The following is a 24858-nucleotide window of genomic DNA, read 5'->3' on the forward strand; positions in this document are numbered from 1 at the left end:
AATATTCCTTTCTTTTAGAACTAAGTAGGGCAGTATTTTCTAAAAAAATAAGAAGGTAGTGCCAATAACTTTTAGCTAGAAAATATGTTTTTTTGATATAAAAAAGTGCGGTCAGAAATTTGTGTGTTTTTCTGACCGCACTTTATCGTAAGTTATCACGATATTAAGGACAGGGTTTACTCACCATAATTTCAATCACTTGGCGATCAATATGAGGCATACTCTTAGAAGCAATTGAGCATAGATTGTCGATAGTACGATCGAGATCGTGTTCAACAATACCTTCATTACCCGTAACATGGGTTTCATCCATTGCCATGAGAACTGATTTATAGCCGGAAGCCACGCTTGTGGAGACTTTCATGGCACAGCTATTAGATGCGCCATCGCAGATGATTCCACTGATATCGCCGATCATGCTGCAAATCCCCATGCTCACGGTTTCGAATTTACCCGTAAGTAAATAGGCGATACCCGCACAGCTTCCCATTGATGCGGTTGTTACTGCGCAAAGGGCGGACAGTTTGGGTAATTTACTGTGGATATAAATGGCCATTAAGTGTGATAAGAAGAGGGCACGGAGACGTTTTTCTTCACTCACGTTTAAATAATCGGCGACCACAACCACGGGCATAGTGGCGGCAATACCTTGGTTACCTGAACCTGAATTACTCATTGCTGGCAATGTAGCCCCGCCCATACGAGCATCGGAGGCTGCAGTGGTTTCGATCATGATTTTGCTGAGTAAATCATCTGACATTAAGCCACTACCAACTTGTTTGCGTAACGTTCTGCCAATGTGTAAGCCGTAATTTTCACGTAATCCTTCGTTAGACAGCGCTCGGTTGAGTTCGGCAGCCTGTCCGATAAAGCGGATTTTATAGAGCTCAACTTCACAAGAAAATTCAAAGATTTCACGTGTGCTCACCTGCTTGAAAATATCATAAGGATCGCAATCAGCACATTCATCGTGTTCTTTCTCAAAAACAACTTCGCCATTTTTTTCAATTAAAATGATGTTCGTGTGTTGATCTTGAATGGCTACTTTCACTCGGTCCTTATCTGCAAACAACACGGCTTCCGAATATAAAATATGATCGGTTTGATGAATATCCACATTAACGAGCTTTTTATCAAGCATCGCTTTGGCTTGGGATACTTGCTCGGGTGTGATGTGTTTTAACACTTCCAACTCACCCTCAGGGTCACCGCCTAAAGCACCAATCGCCGCGGCAATAGGTAATCCCACCATGCCCGTTCCCGGTACTGCAACACCCAATCCATTTTTCATTAAGTTTGGTGATACTTTAGCTTCAATACGTTCAGGTGTTTTGCCTAAATATTTAGCTGCGGTTGCTGCGGCAAGCGCTAAAGAGATAGGCTCAGTACAGCCAAGTGCAGGAACCACATCGCGTTCCACAAGGTGAAGTAATGGTTTTTCGATTTCGTTGAGTCTTTCTTGATTCATAAAATTCTTTTTAAGTCTGTTAAATGCTGTCTTCTTTCTCTATGACTAATATGCGCGCTTCACCTTGTGGATGCGCAACATGTTCGGTACCGATACCCGCATAAAAAATATCACCCGTATGGAGCAATACTGCTTTCTCTTGGCCTTCTTCTTTGTAGCGCATTTCCACTGTACCATCCATGACAGCAAAGACTTCTTCACCGTCATTGATATGCCATTTGTAAGGTTTATCTGTCCAGTGAAGACGCACGGAGATGCCATTCATATTTGTAATATCAAGGGCTCCCCAAGCGCGTTCAGCCGTAAAGAGGTGACTTCTAATAACTTTATTCATGACTAAATTTGTTAGTGAGCCTCATCCCAGTTGTTGCCTTGCCCCACATCTACAATCAATGGCACCACTAAATTAGCCGCACTTTCCATTTGTGTTTTGATGAGCTCGCTATAAAACGCGACTTTTTCTGACCGCACTTCAAACACCAATTCATCGTGCACCTGCATAATCATCGCAATATCGGGATCGTTTTGTAGTTTTTGATCCAATTGAATCATGGCACGTTTGATAATGTCTGCGGCGGTGCCTTGCATTGGTGCATTGATCGCGACACGTTCGGCTGCTTTACGGCGCATACCATTAGAAGAGTTAATATCTGGTAGATATAAACGACGGCCGAATAGGGTTTCCACATAGCCTTGGGCTTTGGCTTTTTCGCGAATATCGTGCATAAAGGTTTGTACGCCAGGATAGCGTTTGAAATATAAATCCATATAGCTCTGGGCATCTGCACGGCCAATACCGAGTTGACGCGATAAGCCAAAGGCTGACATACCATAAATTAAACCGAAATTAATAGCCTTAGCATTGCGGCGTTGTTCGGACGTCACTTCATCTAGTGCGACACCAAAGATTTCTGCTGCGGTAGAACGGTGAATATCTTTGCCTTGGGTAAAGGCGTTAATTAAGCCCTGATCTTGTGATAGGTGCGCCATAATGCGTAGTTCGATTTGTGAATAGTCGGACGCCACAACAGTAAAGCCTTCGCGCGCAATAAATGCCTGACGAATACGGCGGCCTTCTTCATTGCGAATCGGAATGTTTTGTAGATTCGGATCGCTTGATGAAAGACGACCAGTGGCTGTCACCGCTTGATGGTAGGAAGTATGCACTCGACCCGTTTGTGGATTGACCATTTGCGGCAATTTGTCAGTGTAGGTGGATTTTAGTTTGCTGAGACCACGATGTTCTACCAACACTTTCGGCAATTCATGACTAAATGCGAGTTCCTCCAACACTTCCTCGTTAGTGGATGGTGCACCTTTTGGTGTTTTTTGAATGACTGGTAAACCTAATTTATCAAACAAAATTTCTTGTAATTGTTTGGTGGAAGCTAAATTAAATGGCTGCCCAGCCAAGACATAGGCTTGTTCTTCTAATTCACTTAAACGGTTAGCGATTTCGTTAGATTGCAGGAATAGTGCATCGCTATCAATTAAGACACCACGACGTTCCATACGGGAAAGTACGCCTAACAATGGCAGTTCCATTTCTTTAAAGAGTTTTTCAAGAGTGGGTTCTTTAGAGAGTTTTTCCCATAGCACTTGTTGCAGCTTCATCGTTACATCGGCATCTTCCGCCGCGTACTCGGCGGCTTGTTCTAATGGAATTTGGTTAAAGGTCAGCTGATTTTTACCTTTGCCTGCAATCTCTTCAAAACTGATGGTTTGATGCCCTAAATAACGTTTCGCCAGATCGTCCATATTGTGGCGACCGGTGCTATTGAGCACATAGGACTCCAGCATGGTATCGAAAGCCACACCTTGCACATCAATGCCATTACGGGCAAAGATGGTGAGATCGTATTTGAAGTTTTGACCGACTTTTTGAATAGCAGGATTTTCTAAAATCGGTTTTAACAGAGCAAGTGCGGTTGTTTTTTCGAGAGTTTTTGGTGCGCCTAAATAATCTAATTGTAGCGGTAAATAAGCAGCTTCACCATTTTCTAACGCAAAGGAAATGCCCACTAAGTTAGCAGCCATATAATCCAAATTATCGGTTTCAGTATCTAAAGCAAAAAGTTTGGCTTGATTGAGTTTTTCCACCCAACGATTTAAATCTGCTTCGGTGAGCAAGGTTTCATAACGGCTGCGATCAATTTGAATTGCCGGCAATGTTTCATCGCTATTGTCTTGAGCGAGTGCAGGCGTAACTTGATAGTGATTAATCTTGGTTGGTTGTTCGTTATTATTGGTGATGGAATCAGCACCATTCATCACTTCATTGAGCCAACGTTTAAATTCATAACGGCCGAAATATTCAGTGAGTTGATCGTTATTGCTTGCGCCAAGAGTGAGTTGATCTGGCGTAATATCGAGAGCGACATCGGTTTTGATGGTGGCAAGGCGATAGGATAAATCCGCCATTTCTTTTTCCGCCAATAATTTATCACCTAATTTTTTTGCCCCACGAATTGGCAATTCAGCTACTTTGTCTAAGTTGGCATAAATTTCTGCCATGCTGCCGATACCCTGCAAGAGGCCAAGAGCGGTTTTTTCACCCACACCCGCTACGCCTGGAATATTATCGGCGCTATCGCCCATTAGTGCTAAGTAATCGATGATGAGTTCTGGTGGGATACCGTATTTTTCAATCACGGCCTCGCGATCTAATAGGGTATTATTCATGGTGTTGATCAACATAATGTTGTCATCCACTAGCTGAGCCATGTCTTTATCGCCGGTGCTGATTAAGACTTTTTGATTGGCTTTGGAAGCGGCTACCGCTAGAGTACCGATGACATCATCAGCTTCAACACCTTCAATGACTAAAAGAGGAATGCCAAGGGCACGGATAATATCGTGTAACGGCTGAATTTGTTTGCGCAGATCGTCTGGCATCGGTGGACGATGGGATTTATATTGTTCAAACATTTCATCTCGGAAAGTTTTGCCTTTCGCATCAAAGACTACCGCAATATGGCTCGGTTGCACTTGTGAAATCAGGCTTTTGAGCATGTTCAATACACCGTACATGGCGCCAGTCGGTTCGCCGGCTGAATTGGTGAGTGGCGGAAAAGCATGAAAAGCTCGATATAAATAAGATGAACCGTCCACTAGGACTAATGGATTAGGAGCGATAGTTGGCATAAATATTCCGTTCAAAAATAATGAAAAGTGTCGCATTATAGCGTAAATTGCGAAATGGAGCGAACGGATAAAGTGCGGTCAATTAAACGTAAAAATTATGACGAAGGCATTTGGCTGTGGCATAATAGGAACACTTGAGCATTCAACATAAGGGAATAACATGTCATTAAAACTGGTTGAAGTTGTTGTATTAGGGCAAGTGCTGCGTTTAAATGTCCCTTCCGAACAAGAAGAGATTTTGCGTCAAGCGGCGCGTAATTTAGATCTTCAAGTGTCTGAAATGAAAGAGCGTACAGGTTTATTACAATTAGACCGAGTACTTTCTATTGTTGCCTTGAATTTAAGTTTTGAATTAACCCAAGAAAAGAATAAAAATGCCCAGATTGAAAACGTGTTATGTACGCGAATTCAGCAGTTAGATCATTCTTTAGAGAATGCATTAGGTGGGCGTACCATCGTAGATTAAATAAAAAAAGAACCGCATATTGAAAGTGCGGTTCTTTTTTTATGTGTTTTTAATCAGGCGTGTAATAGAGTTTACCAATTTCAATTTTTTGTCGCCCTGTTTCTTCACGCCATTTATTGCTGTCTCGTAAAGAATAAACGCAGCCACAATATTCCTGTTGATAAAAACGTTCACGTTTACTGATTTCGATCATGCGTTGCGATCCACCTGCTTTACGCCAGTTGTAATCCCAATAAATCACATCATTATATTTTTCAGCAGCACGGTGACCACAACCATTAATTTGATCCATATCTTTCCAACGAGAAATACCAAGGCAGCTGGTAAATACAGGGAAACCATGTTCATGAGCATATTCGGCCGCTTTTTCAAAACGCATATCAAAACACATGGTGCAACGGATGCCACGCTCAGGTTCCCATTCCATGCCTTTTGCGCGATCAAACCATTGTTGGCGATCGTAATCAGCATCAATAAACGGAATCCCAAATTTTTGGGCAAAGCGGATATTTTCTTCTTTACGAATTAAATATTCTTTTAATGGATGAATATTTGGGTTGTAAAAATAAATCGTAAACTCAATCCCAGAGGCCAAAATGGCTTCCATCACTTCACCTGAGCAAGGCGCACAGCAGGAGTGGAGAAGTAACTTATTATGTCCTTCGGGTAATTCGAGTTTTTCACGAATAAAAGGCGCATTGGGATCCTTGCGCACTTTTTGTTTACGTGTTTTTTGAAATTTAGCTTGAGAATCGACCGCACTTTGCGGTTGAATTTGTTCTTCAGTCATATTAATAAGTTCGGTCTACCGATAAATAAGCCAGTGAAATTAAGGCTTTTTTGTATTCGCTTTCAGGTAATAAGGCAATGGCATCAACCGCTTTTTTTGCTTCTTGTTTCGCACGATCCATCGCGTAATCAAGGGATTTATGTTCAGCCATAATCACAAGCACGTCATCGATCGCATCACGTTTTCCGCCTTGTTCAATGGCTTCACGAATAAGCGCAGCTTGTTGTGGATTACCGTGACGCATTGCGTGTAATAAAGGAAGAGTCGGTTTACCTTCAGCGAGGTCGTCACCCACATTTTTACCTAATGCTGTAGCGTTTGCGCTGTAATCTAGCACGTCATCTACTAATTGGAATGCGGTACCGAGATAGCGACCATATTCTTGAAATGCGGTTTCAATTGATTTTTCTGCACCCGCAACAATCGCAACAGATTGTGCCGCCACTTCAAATAAGCGTGCTGTTTTACTATAAATCACACGCATATAGCTTTCTTCGGTGGTATCCGGATCATTCACGTTCATTAATTGTTGAACTTCACCTTCCGCCAACACGTTGGTGGCGTCAGCCATAATGCGAAGAATATCTAGCGATTGTAACTGCGCCACTAATTGGAATGCACGGGTATAAATGAAGTCGCCCACTAATACGCTAGCCGCATTACCAAAGGCAGAGTTTGCCGTTGCGCGGCCTCGACGCATATCAGATTCATCGACCACATCATCGTGTAATAAAGAAGCAGTGTGAATAAATTCTACAAAGGTCGCACAAGTTGCTACTTTATCGCTTTCGTAGCCTAATGCACGCGCCGCTAAGACCGCAATAAGTGGTCGAATACGTTTTCCGCCACCTTGTACAATATAAAAACCAAGCTGATTAACCATCGGCACGTCTGAGTTAATTTGTGCTAAAATAGCTTGGTTGACTTTCTGCATATCCGCATCGGTTAATGCTTGGATTGCATGCATATCCATTAAATCTTGTTTGTTCATCTTCATTTGGTTCGATGGTTGTGTATATAAAAGAAAGTGCGGTGAATTTTACCTGATTTTTCAGGGTTTCTGAAATTAAACTCGAGGAAAAGCGCTTTTTTTTATTTTATTGCAAATAAGTGCTTGCGATCGAGTTGTTTTTTCCGTAGAATTTGCGACCTATTTATATGAATTTTGAAGTGCGGACCGAAAATAGTAACGGAGAAGCACAATTATAGCGGAGTATTTATGTACGCAGTTTTCCAAAGTGGCGGTAAACAACACCGTGTGAGCGAAGGTCAAGTAGTTCGTTTAGAAAAACTTGAACTTGCAACTGGCGCAACAGTTGAGTTCGACTCAGTGTTGATGGTCGTTAATGGTGAAGATGTTAAAATTGGTGCACCAGTAGTAGCTGGCGCGAAAGTAGTGGCTGAAGTTGTGGCACAAGGTCGTGGCGATAAAGTTAAAATCGTTAAGTTCCGTCGTCGTAAACACAGCCGTAAACAACAAGGTCATCGTCAGTGGTTCACAGAAGTGAAAATCACTGGGATTCAAGCATAATTTCAGAGGAGATCAAGTAGATGGCAACTAAAAAAGCTGGTGGTTCAACTCGTAACGGTCGTGATTCTGAAGCTAAACGCCTTGGTGTTAAACGTTTCGGTGGCGAATCTGTATTAGCAGGTAGCATCATTGTACGTCAACGTGGTACTAAATTCCACGCAGGTAACAACGTAGGTATGGGCCGTGACCACACCTTATTTGCTACCGCTGACGGTAAAGTAAAATTTGAAGTTAAAGGCGAGAAAAGCCGTAAATACGTAAGTATTGTAACTGAATAATTTTACATCTGATTTTTAAACGCCCCGCATTATCTGTGGGGCGTTTTCTTTGTTTTCTTACCTGTAATTTACAATCATTAATCAAATTTGTTATCTTAGCAGGATCATTCTCTTCAATATTTCTTAGAATGAAATTTACCTGAATTCCTAACTGTGCTTTAGCCAAATAAAGGAAGACATCATGAAACAACAACCTCTTTTAGGATTTCTATTTGCTTTAATTACAGCGATGGCATGGGGATCTTTACCTATTGCGTTAAAACAGGTTTTATCCGTGATGACGCCACAAACGATCGTATGGTATCGCTTTATTGTGGCATTTCTAGCACTCTTTATTTTGCTTGCCTATAAGAAAAAATTGCCACAATTTTTGAAAGGTGGTCAATTTATTTGGTTGGTAGTAATTGGTGTCATAGGGTTGTCTGGTAACTTCTTCTTATTTAATAGCTCACTTAAGTTTATCGATCCTTCTTCGGCTCAAATTTTTATTCACTTTTCCTCTTTTGGCATGTTGATTTGCGGTCTTTTTGTCTTTAAAGAAAAGCTCGGATTACACCAAAAAATAGGTTTAGCCTTATTACTTGTAGGGTTAGTGCTTTTCTTTAATGATAAACTAGGTGGGTTTCAAGGGGAAAGTCGCTATTTAACGGGTGTATTATTAAGTCTAGCGGGCTCGTTAATTTGGGTTGCTTATGGTATGGCACAGAAATTAATGCTTCGCCGTTTTAGTTCACCACAAATTTTATTAATGATTTATTTCGGTTGTCTTTTGGTATTTACGCCTGTTGCTGAATTTTCCCAAGTGAGAGAGCTCAGCCCGTTAGCATTTGGTTGTTTAGCTTATTGTTGCTTAAATACCTTATTTGGTTATGGTGCGTATGCCGAAGCACTTAATCGCTGGGAAGTTTCTAAAGTAAGCGTTGTGATAACCTTAGTGCCACTATTTACAATTTTCTTTGCTCATCTTGCGCATTATGCGAGCCCTGATAATTTTGCCGCGCCAGAATTAAATATGATTAGCTATATCGGGGCGTTTGTTGTAGTATGCGGAGCAATTTTGTCGGCAATCGGACATAAGTTATTACCGCAATCAAAGTAAAGTGCGGTTAAATATTGGAGAGTTTTTATGAAATTTATTGATGAAGCCCTGATTCGTGTGGAAGCAGGGGATGGTGGAAACGGTTGTGTAAGTTTCCGCCGTGAAAAATTTATCCCCAAAGGTGGTCCTGATGGCGGTGATGGTGGTGATGGTGGTGATGTTTATTTGGTTGCAGATGAAAACTTAAATACCTTGATCGATTATCGTTTTACGAAACGTTTTGCAGCTGAGCGCGGTGAGAATGGCCATAGTTCAGATTGTACCGGTCGCCGCGGTAAAGATATTACGTTACGTGTGCCAGTGGGAACGCGTGCAATTGATAATGACACCAAAGAAGTGCTTGGCGATTTGACAAAGCATGGCGCCAAAATGTTAGTGGCGAAAGGTGGTTATCATGGTTTAGGTAATACACGTTTTAAATCTTCAGTGAACCGTGCTCCTCGCCAAAAAACTATGGGGACACCAGGGGAAAAACGCGATTTATTATTAGAATTGATGCTTCTTGCGGATGTCGGGATGTTAGGTTTACCGAATGCGGGTAAATCTACCTTTATTCGTGCCGTTTCAGCTGCAAAACCAAAAGTCGCTGATTATCCATTTACCACTTTAGTGCCAAGTTTAGGTGTCGTGAAAGTGGATGAGAGTCATAGCTTTGTAGTGGCGGATATCCCAGGATTGATTGAAGGTGCATCGGATGGCGCTGGTTTAGGGATTCGTTTCTTAAAACACTTGGAACGTTGTCGTGTGTTAATTCATTTAGTGGATATTAACCCAATTGATGAATCCGATCCTGCTGATAATATTGCGATCATCGAGTCAGAATTATTCCAATATAGTGAAAAATTGGCAGATAAACCGCGCTGGTTAGTCTTCAACAAAATTGATACGATGACAGAAGAAGAGGCGCATGAACGTGCTCAAGAGATTACCGAACGTCTTGGTTGGGAAGAAGGCTATCACCTTATTTCCGCCGCAACCGGTAAAAATGTGCCACCACTTTGTCGTGATATTATGGATTTCATTGAAGCGAATCCGCGTGACGTTGAAGTAGAAGAAAATAAACCGGAAGAAGTGAAATTCAAATGGGAAGATTACCATCAAGAACAACTCGCTGAACATCAATTTGATGATGAAGATGACGACTGGGATGATTGGGATGAAGAAGATGAAGAAGGCGTTGAATTTATTTACAAACCTTAATGCCTAAATGAAAAAAGAGCGGAAATTTGACCGCTCTTTTTTTATTGGGGTTAACCTTTCTTTTTCCCACCTTGACGCGCTTTAAAGCGAGGGTTGGTTTTCGAAATGACATAAACGACACCGTGGCGACGAACAATTTTGCAGCCTGGACGGTTTTTTGCGCTTTTGAGTGAAGATAATACTTTCATTGAATATTCCTATTTTGATTTAAATGCGCCAAATTTACCGTAACGGCTTGCAAATTCACTTGCACGACCTTCATTACCAATTTGACGAGTTTTACCAGTATAAAATGGGTGAGAAGCAGATGAGGTATCGCACATAAATACAGGGTATTCATTACCATCTTCCCATTTCATGGTGTTGTTGGTTTTAGCACAAGAACGGATGAGAAAGCCTTGTTTTGCGTTGGAATCGTAAAATAAAACGGTACGATAATTTTCAGGGTGAATGCCTTTTTTCATTAGAGCTCCTTATATAACGAAAAGAATTGGGCGAAGATACTAATTCAAAAGAGAATGATTATCAATATAATTTTATTCATGGCTATGAGAATTTTTTTCATATTGAGAAAAAGAAAAATGCCTTTCGATTGAAAGGCATTTTGTCAGTTTGGAGGGAGAGTTATCCACGATGTGCGTTTTTCATAATACGCTCTTTCGCTACTTTCCATTCACGCTCTTTAATATCATCACGTTTATCATGTTGTTTTTTACCTTTCGCAAGACCGATTTTGATCTTTGCCCAAGCACCTTTCCAATAAAGAGAAAGGGCAACAATGGTAAAACCATCACGGCTTGATTTACCAAAAAGATTATCCAGTTCACGTTTATTCAATAAAAGCTTACGCGTACGCGTCGGATCGCAAACCACGTGAGTAGAAGCCAAGCTTAATGGTTGAATGGTCGCACCAAATAAATAGGCTTCACCGTTTTTAAAAATGATGTAGCTGTCGCTGATATTGGCTTTACCTGCGCGCATTGATTTCACTTCCCAACCTTGTAATTCAAGGCCGGCTTCAATTTCATCTTCAATAAAATATTCGTGTCGAGCTCGTTTATTTAACGCAATGGTGTTGGAGCCGACTTTGACTTTTTTCTTGGTCATTGTTATCCGTTGTTTATTAATCGTAAATTGGCGTTGATTTTACCGAATCTCGCCGTGGATAGCAAAAAACAAAAGGCTGATTTGACTCAGCCTTTTATTACTAAATGATCGATTATTCTTCTAACTCACCACAGAAACGATAGCCTTCTCCATGTACGGTAGCAATAATTTCTGGGGTATTAGGATGATCTTCAAAATGTTTTCGAATACGACGAATTGTTACATCCACAGTACGATCTTGTGGTTTTAATTCACGTCCTGTCATTTTTAGCAATAATTCTTCACGAGTTTGCAATTTTCCAGGGTTTTCGCAGAAGTGCAACATGGCACGGAATTCACTACGAGGCAGTTTAAATTCAACGCCTTCAGGTGTGATTAAATTGTGGCTATTTAAATCCAGTGTCCACCCATTAAAACGATAGTTCTCACGTTGTAAATGGGTTTCTTTGCCATTTAGTGTCATGGTGCGATGCAATAAATTTCGTGCACGAATGGTGAGTTCTCTTGGGTTAAATGGTTTAGTGAGATAATCATCTGCCCCAATTTCCAAGCCTAAAATTTTATCGACCTCGTTATCTCGTCCCGTGAGGAAGATTAATGGAATTGCAGCTTTCTCACGTAACTCACGCCCTAGTAATAAACCATTTTTACCAGGTAAGTTGATATCTAATACGATGAGATTGACCGTTTCTGAGTTTAACTGACGATACATTTCTGCACCATCTTGTGCTTGTAATACCTCATAGCCCTCAGCTTCAAAAATTCCTTTTAACGTATTACGGGTTACCGCTTCATCTTCCACGATGAGAATTTTTGGGGTAGCCATTCATTGCTCCTTGTTATATTTTGTTATGAGCGTATTCTATAGTTGTAACATTGCTGTAACAACAGAAAAGTGCGGTCATTTTTAAAATTACATTTAATTTTATGATCTAAGTCATAAATTATTAACATTCCGCTTATCTATGCTAGAATTTCAGCAGGAACAATAGTTGGAACTTTATGATGAAGCGAATTCTTCTTTTTTTATTTTTTATTTTTACCGCACTTTCCACTCAAGCCAGTCTTTTTGATAAGAAACCGGCTTTCTTACCTGTGGATGAAGCTTTTCAATTTTCAGCTGCGAAAAGCGAGAATCAAGAAAATGTGATCGTCAATTGGTCTATTGCAGAAGGGTATTATCTCTATCAAGAGAAAATTTCCGTGAAGCTCAATCAAGAAGAAAATACATCATTTGATGTAGCTACATTTTCTATTTCACCCGAAGATTATAACGATCCTTATTTTGGCTTAATGAAGATTTTCAAAAAGCCCGTGCAAGCTATTTTTAAAGCGAGTCAGCCGCCATTAAAAGCAGAAGATATGGTTGAGATTGCTTACCAAGGTTGTACTGAGGGCTTTTGTTATCCACCTGAAGTGAAAGAAATTAAAGTGGCAGATTTGCCTATTGCACAGGTCGCCAATACTGAAAAAACATCAGAAAACTCGACCGCACTTTCAGCACAACCCAAAGCAGAACAAGACCGTTTAGCGGAAAGTTTATTTAACAGCGAATATGCTGTATTTGGTTTCTTCTTGTTAGGATTAGGTTTGGCCTTTACCCCTTGTGTGTTGCCAATGCTACCACTGCTTTCAGCGATAGTGATTGGCCAAAATCAGCGTCCTAATATGTGGCGCGCTTTTGCATTAAGCTTTGTGTATGTGCAGGGGATGGCGCTGACTTATACCTTGCTAGGCTTGATTGTCGCCGCAATTGGTTTACCGTTTCAAGTGGCTTTACAACATCCTTATGTGATGATTGGCTTATCAATCATCTTTGTCTTGTTAGCCTTGTCGATGTTCGGTGTATTTACCTTACAGCTCCCAAGCTCCTTACAAACAAAACTCTCTTTACTTAGCCAACAGCAAAAAGCCGGCGCTTTGGGTGGCGTGTTCTTAATGGGCATGATTGCGGGACTTGTGGCTTCACCTTGTACATCCGCACCGCTTTCTGGCGCCTTGCTTTATGTGGCGCAAAGTGGTGATTTATTCACTGGCGCAATTACACTTTATCTGCTTGCATTAGGCATGGGCGTACCGCTGATTTTAATCACTTTATTCGGCAATAAAATCCTGCCTAAATCAGGCATGTGGATGGAAACCGTCAAAAAGCTCTTTGGCTTTGTGATGCTTGCGTTACCAGTATTCTTAATTTCTCGTATTTTGCCTGATGAATGGACTCCTAGATTATGGGCAATGCTCGGTACCGCATTTTTCATTTGGTTTGCGTTCGAAATGCCGAAAAATGGCACCGGTTGGATATTCCGAATTCTCTTTTTAGTGGCAGCTATGATTAGTGTTAAACCACTTCAAGCTTGGGTTTGGGGTGAAGGCTCAGTACCAAGTGCGGTCGAAAATAAAGCGGTTTCTCATGTTGAATTTAAACAAATAAAAAGCGAAGCTGAATTGCAACAAGCGCTGGCGGAAAATAACAAATCGCTTGTGATGCTCGATCTTTATGCGGATTGGTGTGTGGCTTGTAAAGAGTTTGAAAAAGAAACATTTAGTGATCCAAGTGTACAAAAAGCCTTTGGTGACATGCTGCTCCTTCAAGTTGATATGACAAAAAACTCCGAAGAAAACCGTGCTTTAATGACAAAATATAAAGTGCTAGGTTTACCGACTATTTTGTTCTTTAACCAAAATGGAAAAGAAATCGAGGGGAGTCGTGTTAATGGATTCATGCCGCCCGTTGAGTTTTTACAGTGGATAGAGAAAATCAGTAAAGCGTAAAATTGTTTCCTAATAGTAAAAAGTCCTTTTCGATTTGAGGTATTGTTTGGCTTTGAGTTAATCATTAATATACACCCCGTTCTCAAATCACTTTTTATTTTTATTAGGAAAACTTTATGAAAAACTTAGAAAAATACTCTCCGTATGTTTTAGCTTTATTACGTATCGTCGCCGCATATATGTTTATTTTGCACGGCACAGCGAAATTCTGGGAATTCCCAATTTCAATGACGGGTGGTAGTGGTGCGGTGGGCGATCCACTGATGATTGTCGGTGGGGTAATTGAGATTGTCGGTTCAATCCTATTAATTTTAGGTTTATTTGTTCGCCCAGCGGCATTTATTCTTTCAGGTCAAATGGCTTATGCGTATTTCTTTATGCACGCTGCAGGTAAAGGGAATTTATTCTTCCCGATCGCGAACGGTGGTGAACTTGCTTTAGTTTACTCTCTCGTGTTCTTCTATTTTGTGTTTGCGGGTGCTGGTGCATTTTCTCTAGACAACCGAAAACGTTAATTAATTATCTTATTAATTTGTTGCCCGCATTTCGCGGGCTTTTTTATTTTTAAAATCGTTTAAATAAATCACCGCACTTTTAAGTGCGCTTACCAGAAAAATTTTTTCTACATAAACGCAAACGTTTGCGCTATAATTCACCCCGCTTATTTTTAACCATTTAATGAAAGGAAAATGTAATGACAGATCGTCCAATTCGTCAGGCTTTACTGAGTGTTTCTGATAAAACCGGTATCGTAGAATTTGCTCAAGGCTTAGTACAGCGTGGTGTAAAACTACTTTCCACAGGCGGTACCGCAAAATTATTGGAGCAGCATGGTTTGCCGGTGACGGAAGTGTCCGATTATACGGGATTCCCAGAAATGATGGACGGTCGTGTGAAAACCTTACATCCAAAAGTACATGGCGGTATTCTTGGCCGTCGTGGTACAGATGACGCTATCATGCAGCAACATGGTATTCAAGGCATTGATATGGTCGTTGTGAATTTATATCCATTTGCCGCAACAGTAGCGAAGCCAAATTGTACGTTGGAAGACGCGGTAGAAAATATCGATATCGGCGGACCAACTATGGTGCGTTCTGCTGCTAAAAACCATAAAGATGTGGCGATCGTGGTAAATAATCATGATTTTAACAACATTCTTGCTGAAATGGATAGACACCACAACAGCCTAACACTTGAAACCCGTTTTGATCTTGCAATTAAAGCATTTGAGCATACCGCTCAATATGATTCTATGATTGCCAACTACTTTGGACAAATGGTGAAACCATATCATGTGGCAGAGGAAGAAGATGCGAATGCGAAGTGCGGTCAATTCCCTCGGACTTTAAACCTTAACTTCGTGCGTAAACAAACTATGCGTTACGGCGAAAACTCTCATCAAAATGCGGCCTTCTATGTTGATTTGAATGTGAAAGAGGCGAGCGTGGCTACGGCTAATCAACTCCAAGGTAAAGCCTTGTCTTACAATAATATTGCAGACACCGATGCAGCGCTTGAATGCGTGAAAGAATTTGATGAACCAGCTTGTGTGATTGTTAAACACGCTAATCCATGCGGTGTGGCTTTAGGTAAAGATATTTTAGACGCCTATAATCGCGCTTACCAAACGGATCCAACTTCTGCATTTGGCGGCATTATTGCTTTTAACCGTGAATTAGACGAAAAAACCGCGAATGAAATTGTGGAGCGCCAATTCGTTGAAGTGATTATTGCACCGAAAGTTTCTGCTGAAGCACAAGAAGTCGTGAAACGTAAGAAAAACGTTCGTTTGCTTGAATGTGGTGAATGGACTTCTCGTTCCGAACGTTTGGATTTCAAACGTGTAAACGGCGGTTTATTAGTACAAGATGCGGATTTAGGCATGGTTGGTTTGGATGATTTAAAAGTGGTGAGTAAACGTCAACCAACTGAACAAGAATTAAAAGACTTATTATTCTGCTGGAAAGTGGCGAAATTCGTGAAATCCAATGCCATTGTTTACGCCAAAGATAACCAAACCATAGGCATTGGTGCTGGCCAAATGAGCCGTGTGTATTCGGCCAAAATTGCAGGTATCAAAGCACAGGATGAAGGCTTAACCGTGGCTGGTTGTGTGATGGCATCTGATGCTTTCTTCCCATTCCGTGACGGCATTGATGCAGCGGCGAAAGTAGGGATTCAATGTGTGATCCATCCAGGTGGTTCAATGCGCGATCAAGAAGTCATCGATGCAGCAGATGAACATAATATGGTGATGGTATTAACTGGAATGCGTCATTTTAGACATTAATTTATATCGTAACTTTGCTCAATGAGCGAATTACTTTTTTACTTATTCCTCCCCCCTCTTTCGCAAAGAGGGGGCTGGGGGAGATTTAAACGATGCTAAATATACTATGAGGTTGAAATAACTTCTGCCAAATCTCCCCTACCCCTCTTTGCTAAAGAGGGGGTTTAATTCAAAAAGATACAAGGAGCATTATGAACATCCTCATCATCGGAAATGGCGGGCGTGAACACGCCTTGGCTTGGAAAGCAGCACAATCTCCATTAGCAGATAAAGTTTTTGTCGCACCAGGCAATGCGGGTACCGCATTGGAACACAAAGTAGAAAACGTGAATATTTCTGCGACAGATATCTCCGCATTAGTGAAGTTTGCTCAAGATAAGCAAATTGGATTAACCATTGTTGGCCCTGAAGCACCCTTGGTGATTGGGGTAGTCGATGCATTTCGTGAAGCTGGATTGAAAATTTTTGGTCCAACTAAAGCAGCTGCACAATTGGAAGGTTCAAAGGCATTCACTAAAGATTTCCTCACTCGTCACAAAATTCCAACGGCAGAATATCAAAACTTCACCGAAGTAGAACCTGCCTTGGCGTACTTGCGTGAAAAAGGTGCGCCAATTGTCGTTAAAGCAGATGGTTTGGCGGCGGGCAAAGGTGTAATCGTTGCAATGACATTGCAGGAAGCGGAAGAGGCTGTGCGTGATATGCTTTCGGGTAATGCTTTTGGCGAAGCGGGTAGTCGAGTGGTGATTGAAGAGTTTCTAGATGGCGAAGAAGCAAGTTTTATCGTCATGGTAGATGGTAAAAATGTCGAACCTATGGCGACTAGTCAAGATCATAAACGCGTGGGCGAAAATGATACAGGCTTAAATACTGGCGGTATGGGTGCGTATTCGCCTGCGCCAGTGGTGACACTAGAAATTCATGATCGCATTATGCGTGAAGTGATTTATCCAACGGTCAATGGTATGGCAGCGGAAGGCAATGTTTACACAGGTTTCCTATACGCAGGATTAATGATCATGCCGAACGGTCAGCCAAAAGTGATTGAATTTAACTGCCGTTTTGGCGATCCAGAAACCCAGCCGATTATGCTACGCCTCGAATCAGATCTGGTAGGATTTTGTCTTAAAGCTTGCGATGGTAAATTGAACGAAGTGAAATCCCAATGGAATCCAAAATCTTCCTTAGGGATTGTTTTGGCGGCTGAGGGCTATCCAGGCGATTATCGCAAGGGCGATGAAATCACCGGTTTGCCACAAAGTGCGGTCGAAAATGAGAAAGTTTTCTTAGCGGGTGTTGCAGAACAAGAAGGCAAGTTAGTCACGAACGGCGGTCGCGTGCTTTGTGTTACTGCGTTAGGCGAAAGCGTATTTGAAGCACAACAAAAAGCCTTAAAACTCGCTGAGCAAATTCAATGGTCTGGACGTTTTTATCGTCGAGATATTGGCTATCGTGCTGTTGAACGTGAGCAGCAAAAATAACGACATTTAATGTTAAGGGATCGAATGGATTATAAAAATAAGGAATTATGTCGTCTTCGCACAATCAGTTTTTTTCTAACGTTACATAAAGATAAAACGCAATGGGAAGATGCACTTTATTCGGTGAAACGTGATGTGGATTTGTTATTACCTGCTGTACAGAAAGCAGGTTATACCTTGCAATCGATTCGAGTGATTACCAATCCCTTTGGTGAATATTTGGATTTAACCAATTTGCAGACAGCAAAAGCAGATTTGCAGTATTTAACGGAATTATTGAATAAATTTAATGAAAGTGGAATTCGTCTTCGATTTGCAATAGGTGCAGCGAGAAATAAAGAGGAAATTGCTTTATTACCAGAGCTAATCGCGGCTTATGGCGACTTGTGTAATGCTTGTGTCAATGTGCCATTAGATGAAAATGGCGTGTTAGATAATGAACTTATTGAGCAATCTGTTTATGCCGTACAACGAATTGCAAATATCACACCACGTGGTGAAGGTAATTTTAACTTTACGGTGAATTTTAACTGCAAGCCATTTATTCCTTATTTCCCCGCCGGTTATCATCTAAGTCATTTACCAAACAGTTTTGTCATTGGTTTAGAAACACCCGATTTATTAGTCGAAGTATTAAAATCTGTGCCAAAATCGCCTCATAATCAATTTTATGCTGATTGTTATCAGGCTATGTCGCAAGCCCTGCAATATCATGTAGATCAAGTATTAGAGATGTTAAGTGCGGTCAAATTATCAGGTGAATTTGAATTTGCAGGCATTGATAGTTCGGCGGCACCATCGAAAAATTGTGCATCCATGACAAAAATTTATGAATTAATGGGATTGCCCTATTTTGGTGCGGCTGGTTCAGTCGAGGTTTCTGCTTTACTGACAAAAGTGTTTAAATCAATCCAACGTGTGCCATTGGTTGGGTTTTCTGGATTAATGTTGGCGGTGACAGAAGATTTAGGTTTAGCCGAAGGTACACAAAAACACTATTTTGATATCCGTGCTTTACTGACTTATAGTGCAGTATGTGGTATCGGTTTAGACACGGTCCCTGTAGCGGGAAATGCTAAGGCTGAAAGCATAGCGGCTATTATGCGTGATACGGGAACGATGGCATTTCGCTTAAATAAACCGCTAACTGTGCGTTTATTCCCGATTCCAAATAAGGTTGCAGGTGAAATATCAGAATTTGAAAGTGATGATTTATGCAACTGCCGCCTTTTACGTATTCCGGATTAAACAAAAATTTCCCTACTTTGTTGTGATAAATGTTATCTCTACTGGCAATAAAAGGATTATCTTATGAGAAAGTTAATATTGGGTAGTTTTGTAGCGGTATTATTAACAGGTTGTGCTGGGGCTTCAAATGTTTCACAAAGCTCAACGTTAGATGGCGAATGGATTTGTCGTACTATACCGACAAAAGATAGACAAACTTACGATCGCTTAGATCACTTTGTCTTAAAGCCAGATGGAACAGGCGCCTTGCGAGGCATTTCCTACATTGAATTGGATAAAGAGACGACTATTCGTTATTTAACAAAAGGTAAGGTGAAATGGCAGAGCCAAAATAATGTCTTGAGTTTTGATTTTGTTAATCGCGCGATGGTGCCTGCTCACAGTAATAATGTGGCTAAAGCCATCAAGCAAGATAAGAAATTACAAAAACAAGAAAAAGAGCAATTAGCTACGTTTTATAGCAAATCAGGCGATCACGTGAATATGCCAATTGAACTTAAACAAAATGGCAATCAACTTATTCTAGGTAAGGATTTTGCGACCTGCCGACGAGTAACAGAGAATGACAAGGACATTCAGTTATTGAATAAGTGGTTTGTAAAGAAATAGGGTCGATTAAGAAAAACAAATACGATTTCAACTGCACTTTATTTTTAGGTGCTGGGATCTGATTAATAAAAGGAGAGTTATGATGAGAAAATTAGTATTAAGTAGTCTTATCGCTGTATTGTTATCGGGATGTGCAACGGCGCATCAACAAACTGAACAGGAAAAAGCCTTAGTCGGCGATTGGATTTGTCATGTAAAACCTGCCGCCAAATCCCCTTTACCCGTTGAGCATTTTGATTACATCACTTATCGTGCGGATCAAACGGTGCTTCTACGCGGCATTTCACAGATTGATACAAAAGAAGGCTGGATGCGTTATTTATTGCAAGCTAAAGCCAAATGGCAGGCGAATGATGGCAAGTTAAGTTATGACTTTACGGATCGTCTATTTAAAACAGCGCATTCACCACAAGTCGCGAAAATTATTGAACAATCTCCAGAATTTAAAGAATTAGATAAGGAATTTGTTTCACCTTGTAATAACTGCGGTAATCATTTGGATATGAAGATTAAAATGAAAAGCCCAACAAGGATGACCAATTTTAATACTTATACGAAAGAAACCAGCCAATGCCGTAAACTTGGTGCTGGCGAGAAAACAAAAGAAGTTAAACTAATTGAGAAATTAGTGAAAGAAAAAGGCTCGATTTAGATAAATGAATGTTTTTCATTGTAATAATGAAAAATATGATCGAAATTTTTGATTAAGTTTTTACTTGGAAACAGGTAAACTATACACAAATAATTCAAACAACGAGGAAAACACAATGTTTAAAAAAAGTATGAACATCGCTGATTACGATCCAGTTCTATGGCAAGCCATTCAGGACGAAAATCGTCGTCAAGAAGAGCATATCGAGCTTATCGCATCTGAAAACTATGCAAGCCCACGCGTAATGGAAGCGCAAGGTTCACAGTTTACGAACAAGTATGCTGAAGGCTATCCAGGTAAACGTTACTACGGCGGTTGTGAGTACGCAGACATTGTGGAGCAGTTGGCGATTGATCGCGCGAAAGAGTTATTTGGTGCGGATTATGTGAACGTACAACCACACTCAGGTTCACAAGCGAATGCAGCAGTATATGGTGCATTAATCAATGCGGGCGATACCATTTTAGGGATGGATTTAGCACACGGTGGTCACTTAACTCATGGGGCGAAAGTGAGTTTCTCCGGTAAAATCTATAATTCTGTACTTTATGGTATCACCGCTGATGGTTTAATCGACTATGAAGATGTGCGTCAAAAAGCATTAGAACATAAACCAAAAATGATCGTGGCAGGTTTCTCCGCTTATTCTCAAGTAGTAGATTGGAAAAAAATGCGCGAAATCGCGGATGAAGTGGGCGCATATTTATTTGTTGATATGGCTCACGTTGCGGGCTTAATCGCAGCAGGTTTATATCCAAACCCATTACCATACGCACACGTTGTGACAACCACCACTCATAAAACCTTAGGTGGTCCACGTGGTGGTTTAATCCTTTCTTCTTGCGGTGATGAAGAGCTTTATAAACGCTTACAATCTTCTGTTTTCCCTGCAAACCAAGGTGGTCCATTAGTTCACATTATTGCGGCGAAAGCAGTATGTTTCAAAGAAGCGTTAGAACCAGCTTATAAAGAATACCAAGCAAACGTGATTAAAAATGCGAAAGCAATGGTAGAAGTGTTTAAACAACGTGGTTATGACGTGGTTTCAAACGGTACAGAAAACCATTTATTCTTAGTGAGCTTCATCAAACAAGGCTTAACCGGTAAAGCAGCGGATGCCGCGTTAGGTAAAGCGAATATCACGGTGAATAAAAACTCCGTACCAAATGATCCACAAAAACCATTTGTGACTTCTGGTATTCGTGTTGGTACACCAGCGGTGACTCGTCGTGGCTTTAACGAACAAGACTGTCGTGAATTAGCTGGCTGGATGTGTGATGTATTAGATGCATTAGGCAAAGAAAACGAAGAACAAGTGATTGCAGCAACCAAAGAAAAAGTATTGGCAATCTGCAAACGTCTTCCAGTTTACGCATAATGCTGATTCAGCTTTTATTTGTGATGTTAGCGGCGGTAAATATCGCCGCTTATTTTTTAATGTGGAAAGACAAAATCCGCGCGGTTCGTCACGGCTGGCGAATTTCTGAAAATACCTTTTTTCTATTAAGCCTTCTTGGTGGGTTTATTGGTGTTTATTGCGGGATGAAACGCTTTCGTCATAAAACTAAACATTTCAGTTTTAAATTTGTCGTTATGCTCAGTGCGTTTATTTGGTTGATCTTAATGCCTTATTGGTATTTCTTTCTTGAATAACGTTGAGCTCAGAATGACTTTCAGTAATAAAAAAGCCTAGAGAATATCTCTAGGCTTTTTAGTTTGTGATTAGACTATTTAAAAATAAGGCGTCGATTTCGACTTTTCTTCACTTGTGAAAGTGTAATTAATCCTAACACAATGACATAGACAGCGAAAATAAATACCAACCATTGCACCATCGTGATGCCAAAAAGTGACCATTGGCTTTCATTACAGCTGCCTGTTGGATTAAAGACCGCAGGCAGCCATTTATGGAATGGTAACGTTTCCGGAAAGTTTGGTATAAATTCACATTGTTTCCACGGTGCCGGATTCATTTGTAAATCAAGGTGACGAATGGAGATCATTAATCCCTTGATTGCACTAAATAAACCCACAATAAGAGCAAGAATGCGGACAATAAGCGAATTTGGCGCTAAGGCACCGATAAGACCAGCAATAAATAACCCTACAACAGCTAAACGCTCATAAACACAAAGTACGCAAGGTTGTAAACCCATGCCGTATTGAAAGTAAAGTGCGGTCGATTCTAAGGCAAATGCGGTAAATGCCAAAAAGATCCACGCTGAACGTTTAAGGGATAATTGCTTAAAAAAGTCGAGCATTCTCTCTCCTTATCTTTCATTAAATTGGAAGAATTAAGCCAAGGTTTGCAAGCCAAATCGTCATTTCAGGTAGGATAAATTCGATTGCAAGGAAACCGACTAGTGTTAATACGATGGTGTAAGGCAATGCCATGTAGACCATTCTACCATAAGAAAGTTTAATTAACGGTGCAAGCGATGATGTTAATAAGAACAAGAACGCGGCTTGACCGTTTGGTGTCGCAACAGAAGGTAAGTTTGTCCCTGTATTGATTGCTACAGCAAGTAATTCAAATTGGTGCGGTGCAATTGCGCCTGTCGCAAGCGCATGTTTCGCTTCATTGATATAAACCGTTGCAACGAATACGTTATCCGAAATTGCGGAAAGTAAACCGTTGAAACCGTAGAATAGTGCTAACTGTGTTTTCTCTTCAGAACTTAATACGAAGTGAATAATTGGAGCAAAGAGTTTTTGATCGATAATCACCGCAACGACAGAGAAAAATACGACTAATAATGCAGTGAAAGGTAAACTTTCTTGGAATGCTTTACCAATAGCGTGTTCATCAGTTACACCAGTAAAGGTTGTTGCAAGGATAATCACACTTAAACCAATCATGCCTACAGCCGCTAAATGGAAGGCTAAACCTAAGATCAACCAAACCGCGATAACCGCTTGGACAGAAAGGCGAATCTTATCTTGTTTAGACATTTTTTGTGCATTTTCACGATCTAAATCTGCTAAGACTTGCCATACTTCTTCCGGTAGTTTTTCACCATAACCGAATAATTTAAATTTTTCGACTAAAATACAAGTGAGTAATCCACAGATAAAGACAGGGACTGTCACAGGAGCCATGCGGAAGAAAAATTCAATGAAATTCCATTTAGCTTGTTCTGCAATGATTAAGTTTTGTGGCTCTCCCACCATGGTCATTACACCACCGAGTGCGGTACCGACACCAGCATGCATCATTAAGCTACGTAAGAAAGAGCGGAATTTTTCGAGAGTTTCGTGATTTTTAATTTTGTTATCATCAGAAATATCAACTGCATCTTGTAGTGTTTTACCGGATGCGACTTTGTGATAAACCCCATAGAAACCCATAGCTACGCTGATAATTACTGCAACAACAGTAAGTGCATCTAAGAAAGCTGAAAGAAATGCAGCACTAAAACAGAACGCGACAGAAAGTACGATTTTAGAACGGATACGGACTAATAATTTGGTGAACACATAAAGCAAAAGTTGCTTCATAAAGTAAATACCGGCCACCATAAAGATTAAAAGTAAAACGACTTCAAAGTTTGCCATGATCTCGGCTTTAACGTGCTCTGCATTCGTCATACCAATAGCAATAGCTTCAACGGCTAATAAACCACCCGGTTGAAGAGGGTAGCATTTTAATGCCATGGCAAGGGTGAAAATAAATTCGGCGACGAGAACCCAGCCAGCAATAAATGGGCTGACGAAAAAGAATAAAATCGGGTTAATTACCAAGAAGGCAATAATAGTTAATTTATACCAATCAGGGCTCGAGCCCAGAAAGTTTTTCATAAAAGCTTGTGTGTAAGTCATATTGAACTCCGTTTTTTATAGTCCTATCATTGTAATATATACTGCTTTAAAGGATAATAGACCAGTTAAAGATTTATTCAATAAATCACATTTTTTTGATCTTTTTAGGCTTTTTTATATTTATTTCATACTCATGCAAACAGATAATACCCTTTTACGGGCTCAAAGCCCAGCTGCGCTTGCCGAAGAATATATTGTTAGAAGTATTTGGGATGATGTATTTCCCGCCGGCACCAATCTTCCTTCTGAGCGTGATTTAGCTGATAAAATCGGCGTAACACGCACCACATTACGTGAAGTATTACAGCGTTTGGCTCGTGATGGCTGGCTTACCATTCAACACGGCAAGCCGACAAAAGTCAATGATATTTGGGATACAGCTGGTCCAAGCATCATTGAAACCTTAATTACCTTAGATCGCCAAAGTGCGCCGTTAATTATTGAAAATATGTTGTCATTGCGTAGTCGCATGTCAGAATCTTATATTTATGAGGCAGTAAAAAATTCACCTAAAGCTTCTGCAGCCTTGTTCAAAGGAATGGATGCTTTAGAAAATACCGCTGAAAGCTACATGGAATTTGACTATGCCTTATTTCGCCAGTTTACAGTAATGGCGAACAAACCTTTCTATCGTTTAATTTTCAATAGCTTACGTGGGGTTTACCATAAAATTGGTTTGCTATTCTTTAGTGACGAAAAACATCGCCAAGTGACATATGATTTTTATGTGGAATTGCGTGATATTTGTGAAAAAGGTCAATCTGATTTAGTGGTGGAATGTATTCGTAAACACAAGCAAGTTACCTCCGCCTACTGGCGAGCCATTTTAGAAAGTTTGCCAAAAGATTTAGCAGCAGAATAATATTAAAAGTGCGGTTGAAAATGACCGCACTTTTTCCTT

Annotated in this window: 26 protein-coding genes; 15 read left to right on the top strand and 11 right to left on the bottom strand. The window is 40.6% G+C overall.

The window, feature by feature from the left end:
- Positions 1-163 precede the first annotated feature (163 nt).
- The 3 genes from DPV85_RS04965 to polA are packed head-to-tail and all read right to left on the bottom strand — an operon-like array spanning position 164 to position 4612.
- The gene (locus tag DPV85_RS04965; protein ID WP_111327277.1) at positions 164-1468 is read right to left on the bottom strand and encodes an L-cysteine desulfidase family protein; all 1305 of its coding nucleotides are present in this window, start codon (positions 1466-1468) and stop codon (positions 164-166) included.
- A gap of 19 nt (positions 1469-1487) precedes the next feature.
- Positions 1488-1802: a cupin domain-containing protein gene (locus tag DPV85_RS04970; RefSeq protein ID WP_111327278.1), complete on the bottom strand. Its 315-nt coding sequence runs from the start codon at positions 1800-1802 to the stop codon at positions 1488-1490.
- Between the two features lie 11 nt (positions 1803-1813).
- On the bottom strand, positions 1814-4612 hold the full coding sequence (gene polA, locus DPV85_RS04975) for a DNA polymerase I (RefSeq protein ID WP_111327279.1): 2799 nt from the start codon (positions 4610-4612) through the stop codon (positions 1814-1816).
- Positions 4613-4772: 160 nt separating this feature from the next.
- On the opposite strand from polA, the gene DPV85_RS04980 reads away from it, so the two are divergent.
- On the top strand, positions 4773-5078 hold the full coding sequence (locus DPV85_RS04980) for a cell division protein ZapA (RefSeq protein ID WP_111327280.1): 306 nt from the start codon (positions 4773-4775) through the stop codon (positions 5076-5078).
- A 49-nt stretch (positions 5079-5127) separates the two neighbouring features.
- Here the strand turns inward: DPV85_RS04980 and DPV85_RS04985 are convergent, their stop codons facing one another.
- Together DPV85_RS04985 and ispB are read right to left on the bottom strand one after the other, a co-directional pair.
- Positions 5128-5868 carry an epoxyqueuosine reductase QueH gene (locus DPV85_RS04985; protein ID WP_111327281.1) on the bottom strand — a complete coding sequence of 247 codons (741 nt, stop codon included), beginning with the start codon at positions 5866-5868 and terminating at the stop codon, positions 5128-5130.
- A gap of 1 nt (position 5869) precedes the next feature.
- The gene (gene ispB, locus DPV85_RS04990; RefSeq protein ID WP_111327282.1) at positions 5870-6859 is read right to left on the bottom strand and encodes an octaprenyl diphosphate synthase; all 990 of its coding nucleotides are present in this window, start codon (positions 6857-6859) and stop codon (positions 5870-5872) included.
- A 228-nt stretch (positions 6860-7087) separates the two neighbouring features.
- Between ispB and rplU the strand changes: the two genes are divergently transcribed.
- The 4 genes from rplU to cgtA all read left to right on the top strand — a co-directional run bounded on the left by rplU (position 7088) and on the right by cgtA (position 9976).
- Entirely contained in the window at positions 7088-7399 is a 312-nt protein-coding gene (gene rplU, locus DPV85_RS04995; RefSeq protein WP_005695431.1) for a 50S ribosomal protein L21, read from the top strand.
- Between the two features lie 20 nt (positions 7400-7419).
- Entirely contained in the window at positions 7420-7677 is a 258-nt protein-coding gene (gene rpmA / locus DPV85_RS05000; RefSeq protein WP_005539872.1) for a 50S ribosomal protein L27, read from the top strand.
- A 181-nt stretch (positions 7678-7858) separates the two neighbouring features.
- Positions 7859-8776, top strand: a complete 918-nt coding sequence (locus tag DPV85_RS05005; RefSeq protein ID WP_111327283.1) for a DMT family transporter — start codon at positions 7859-7861, stop codon at positions 8774-8776.
- Positions 8777-8803: 27 nt separating this feature from the next.
- Positions 8804-9976 carry an Obg family GTPase CgtA gene (cgtA, locus tag DPV85_RS05010; protein WP_049372799.1) on the top strand — a complete coding sequence of 391 codons (1173 nt, stop codon included), beginning with the start codon at positions 8804-8806 and terminating at the stop codon, positions 9974-9976.
- Between the two features lie 50 nt (positions 9977-10026).
- Here the strand turns inward: cgtA and ykgO are convergent, their stop codons facing one another.
- The 4 genes from ykgO to arcA all read right to left on the bottom strand — a co-directional run bounded on the left by ykgO (position 10027) and on the right by arcA (position 11909).
- Positions 10027-10164 (bottom strand): type B 50S ribosomal protein L36, encoded by a 138-nt coding sequence (gene ykgO, locus DPV85_RS05015; protein ID WP_005695435.1) that lies wholly within the window; start codon positions 10162-10164, stop codon positions 10027-10029.
- Between the two features lie 9 nt (positions 10165-10173).
- A complete protein-coding gene (locus DPV85_RS05020; protein ID WP_014064115.1) occupies positions 10174-10440 on the bottom strand; it encodes a type B 50S ribosomal protein L31 in 267 nt (88 codons plus the stop codon).
- Between the two features lie 160 nt (positions 10441-10600).
- Positions 10601-11083 (bottom strand): SsrA-binding protein SmpB, encoded by a 483-nt coding sequence (gene smpB / locus DPV85_RS05025; protein ID WP_049357636.1) that lies wholly within the window; start codon positions 11081-11083, stop codon positions 10601-10603.
- A gap of 112 nt (positions 11084-11195) precedes the next feature.
- Positions 11196-11909, bottom strand: coding sequence for a two-component system response regulator ArcA (gene arcA, locus DPV85_RS05030; protein WP_049374344.1), 714 nt, complete (start codon positions 11907-11909; stop codon positions 11196-11198).
- A gap of 179 nt (positions 11910-12088) precedes the next feature.
- Between arcA and DPV85_RS05035 the strand changes: the two genes are divergently transcribed.
- The 9 genes from DPV85_RS05035 (at position 12089) to DPV85_RS05075 (ending at position 21791) form a co-directional block, all read left to right on the top strand.
- Positions 12089-13855 (top strand): protein-disulfide reductase DsbD, encoded by a 1767-nt coding sequence (locus DPV85_RS05035; protein ID WP_165816484.1) that lies wholly within the window; start codon positions 12089-12091, stop codon positions 13853-13855.
- Positions 13856-13971: 116 nt separating this feature from the next.
- Complete coding sequence (locus tag DPV85_RS05040) at positions 13972-14370, top strand: DoxX family protein (RefSeq protein WP_111327285.1); 399 nt, start codon at positions 13972-13974, stop codon at positions 14368-14370.
- A 179-nt stretch (positions 14371-14549) separates the two neighbouring features.
- Positions 14550-16148 (top strand): bifunctional phosphoribosylaminoimidazolecarboxamide formyltransferase/IMP cyclohydrolase, encoded by a 1599-nt coding sequence (purH, locus tag DPV85_RS05045; RefSeq protein WP_111327286.1) that lies wholly within the window; start codon positions 14550-14552, stop codon positions 16146-16148.
- A 191-nt stretch (positions 16149-16339) separates the two neighbouring features.
- Positions 16340-17629 (top strand): phosphoribosylamine--glycine ligase, encoded by a 1290-nt coding sequence (purD, locus tag DPV85_RS05050; protein ID WP_111327287.1) that lies wholly within the window; start codon positions 16340-16342, stop codon positions 17627-17629.
- Between the two features lie 24 nt (positions 17630-17653).
- Positions 17654-18877 (top strand): DUF711 family protein, encoded by a 1224-nt coding sequence (locus tag DPV85_RS05055; protein ID WP_111327288.1) that lies wholly within the window; start codon positions 17654-17656, stop codon positions 18875-18877.
- A gap of 63 nt (positions 18878-18940) precedes the next feature.
- Positions 18941-19486, top strand: a complete 546-nt coding sequence (locus DPV85_RS05060; protein ID WP_111327289.1) for a hypothetical protein — start codon at positions 18941-18943, stop codon at positions 19484-19486.
- Between the two features lie 79 nt (positions 19487-19565).
- Positions 19566-20138, top strand: coding sequence for a hypothetical protein (locus tag DPV85_RS05065; protein WP_232087721.1), 573 nt, complete (start codon positions 19566-19568; stop codon positions 20136-20138).
- A 115-nt stretch (positions 20139-20253) separates the two neighbouring features.
- Complete coding sequence (gene glyA / locus DPV85_RS05070) at positions 20254-21516, top strand: serine hydroxymethyltransferase (protein WP_065243799.1); 1263 nt, start codon at positions 20254-20256, stop codon at positions 21514-21516.
- On the top strand, positions 21516-21791 hold the full coding sequence (locus tag DPV85_RS05075) for a DUF1294 domain-containing protein (RefSeq protein WP_111327291.1): 276 nt from the start codon (positions 21516-21518) through the stop codon (positions 21789-21791). The genes glyA and DPV85_RS05075 overlap by 1 nt, the downstream gene beginning before the upstream one ends.
- Positions 21792-21865: 74 nt before the next feature.
- On the opposite strand, the gene dsbB is transcribed toward DPV85_RS05075, so the two are convergent.
- Entirely contained in the window at positions 21866-22399 is a 534-nt protein-coding gene (dsbB, locus tag DPV85_RS05080; RefSeq protein WP_111327292.1) for a disulfide bond formation protein DsbB, read from the bottom strand.
- Between the two features lie 19 nt (positions 22400-22418).
- On the bottom strand, positions 22419-23957 hold the full coding sequence (gene nhaB, locus DPV85_RS05085) for a Na(+)/H(+) antiporter NhaB (RefSeq protein WP_111327293.1): 1539 nt from the start codon (positions 23955-23957) through the stop codon (positions 22419-22421).
- 133 nt (positions 23958-24090) lie between these two features.
- Here nhaB and fadR point away from each other — a divergent pair, with 133 nt between their 5' ends.
- On the top strand, positions 24091-24819 hold the full coding sequence (gene fadR, locus DPV85_RS05090) for a fatty acid metabolism transcriptional regulator FadR (protein ID WP_111327294.1): 729 nt from the start codon (positions 24091-24093) through the stop codon (positions 24817-24819).
- The last annotated feature ends 39 nt before the right edge of the window (positions 24820-24858 follow it).

Origin of the sequence: Haemophilus parainfluenzae, from assembly GCF_003252725.1 — a bacterium.
Taxonomy (GTDB): domain Bacteria; phylum Pseudomonadota; class Gammaproteobacteria; order Enterobacterales; family Pasteurellaceae; genus Haemophilus_D; species Haemophilus_D parainfluenzae_L.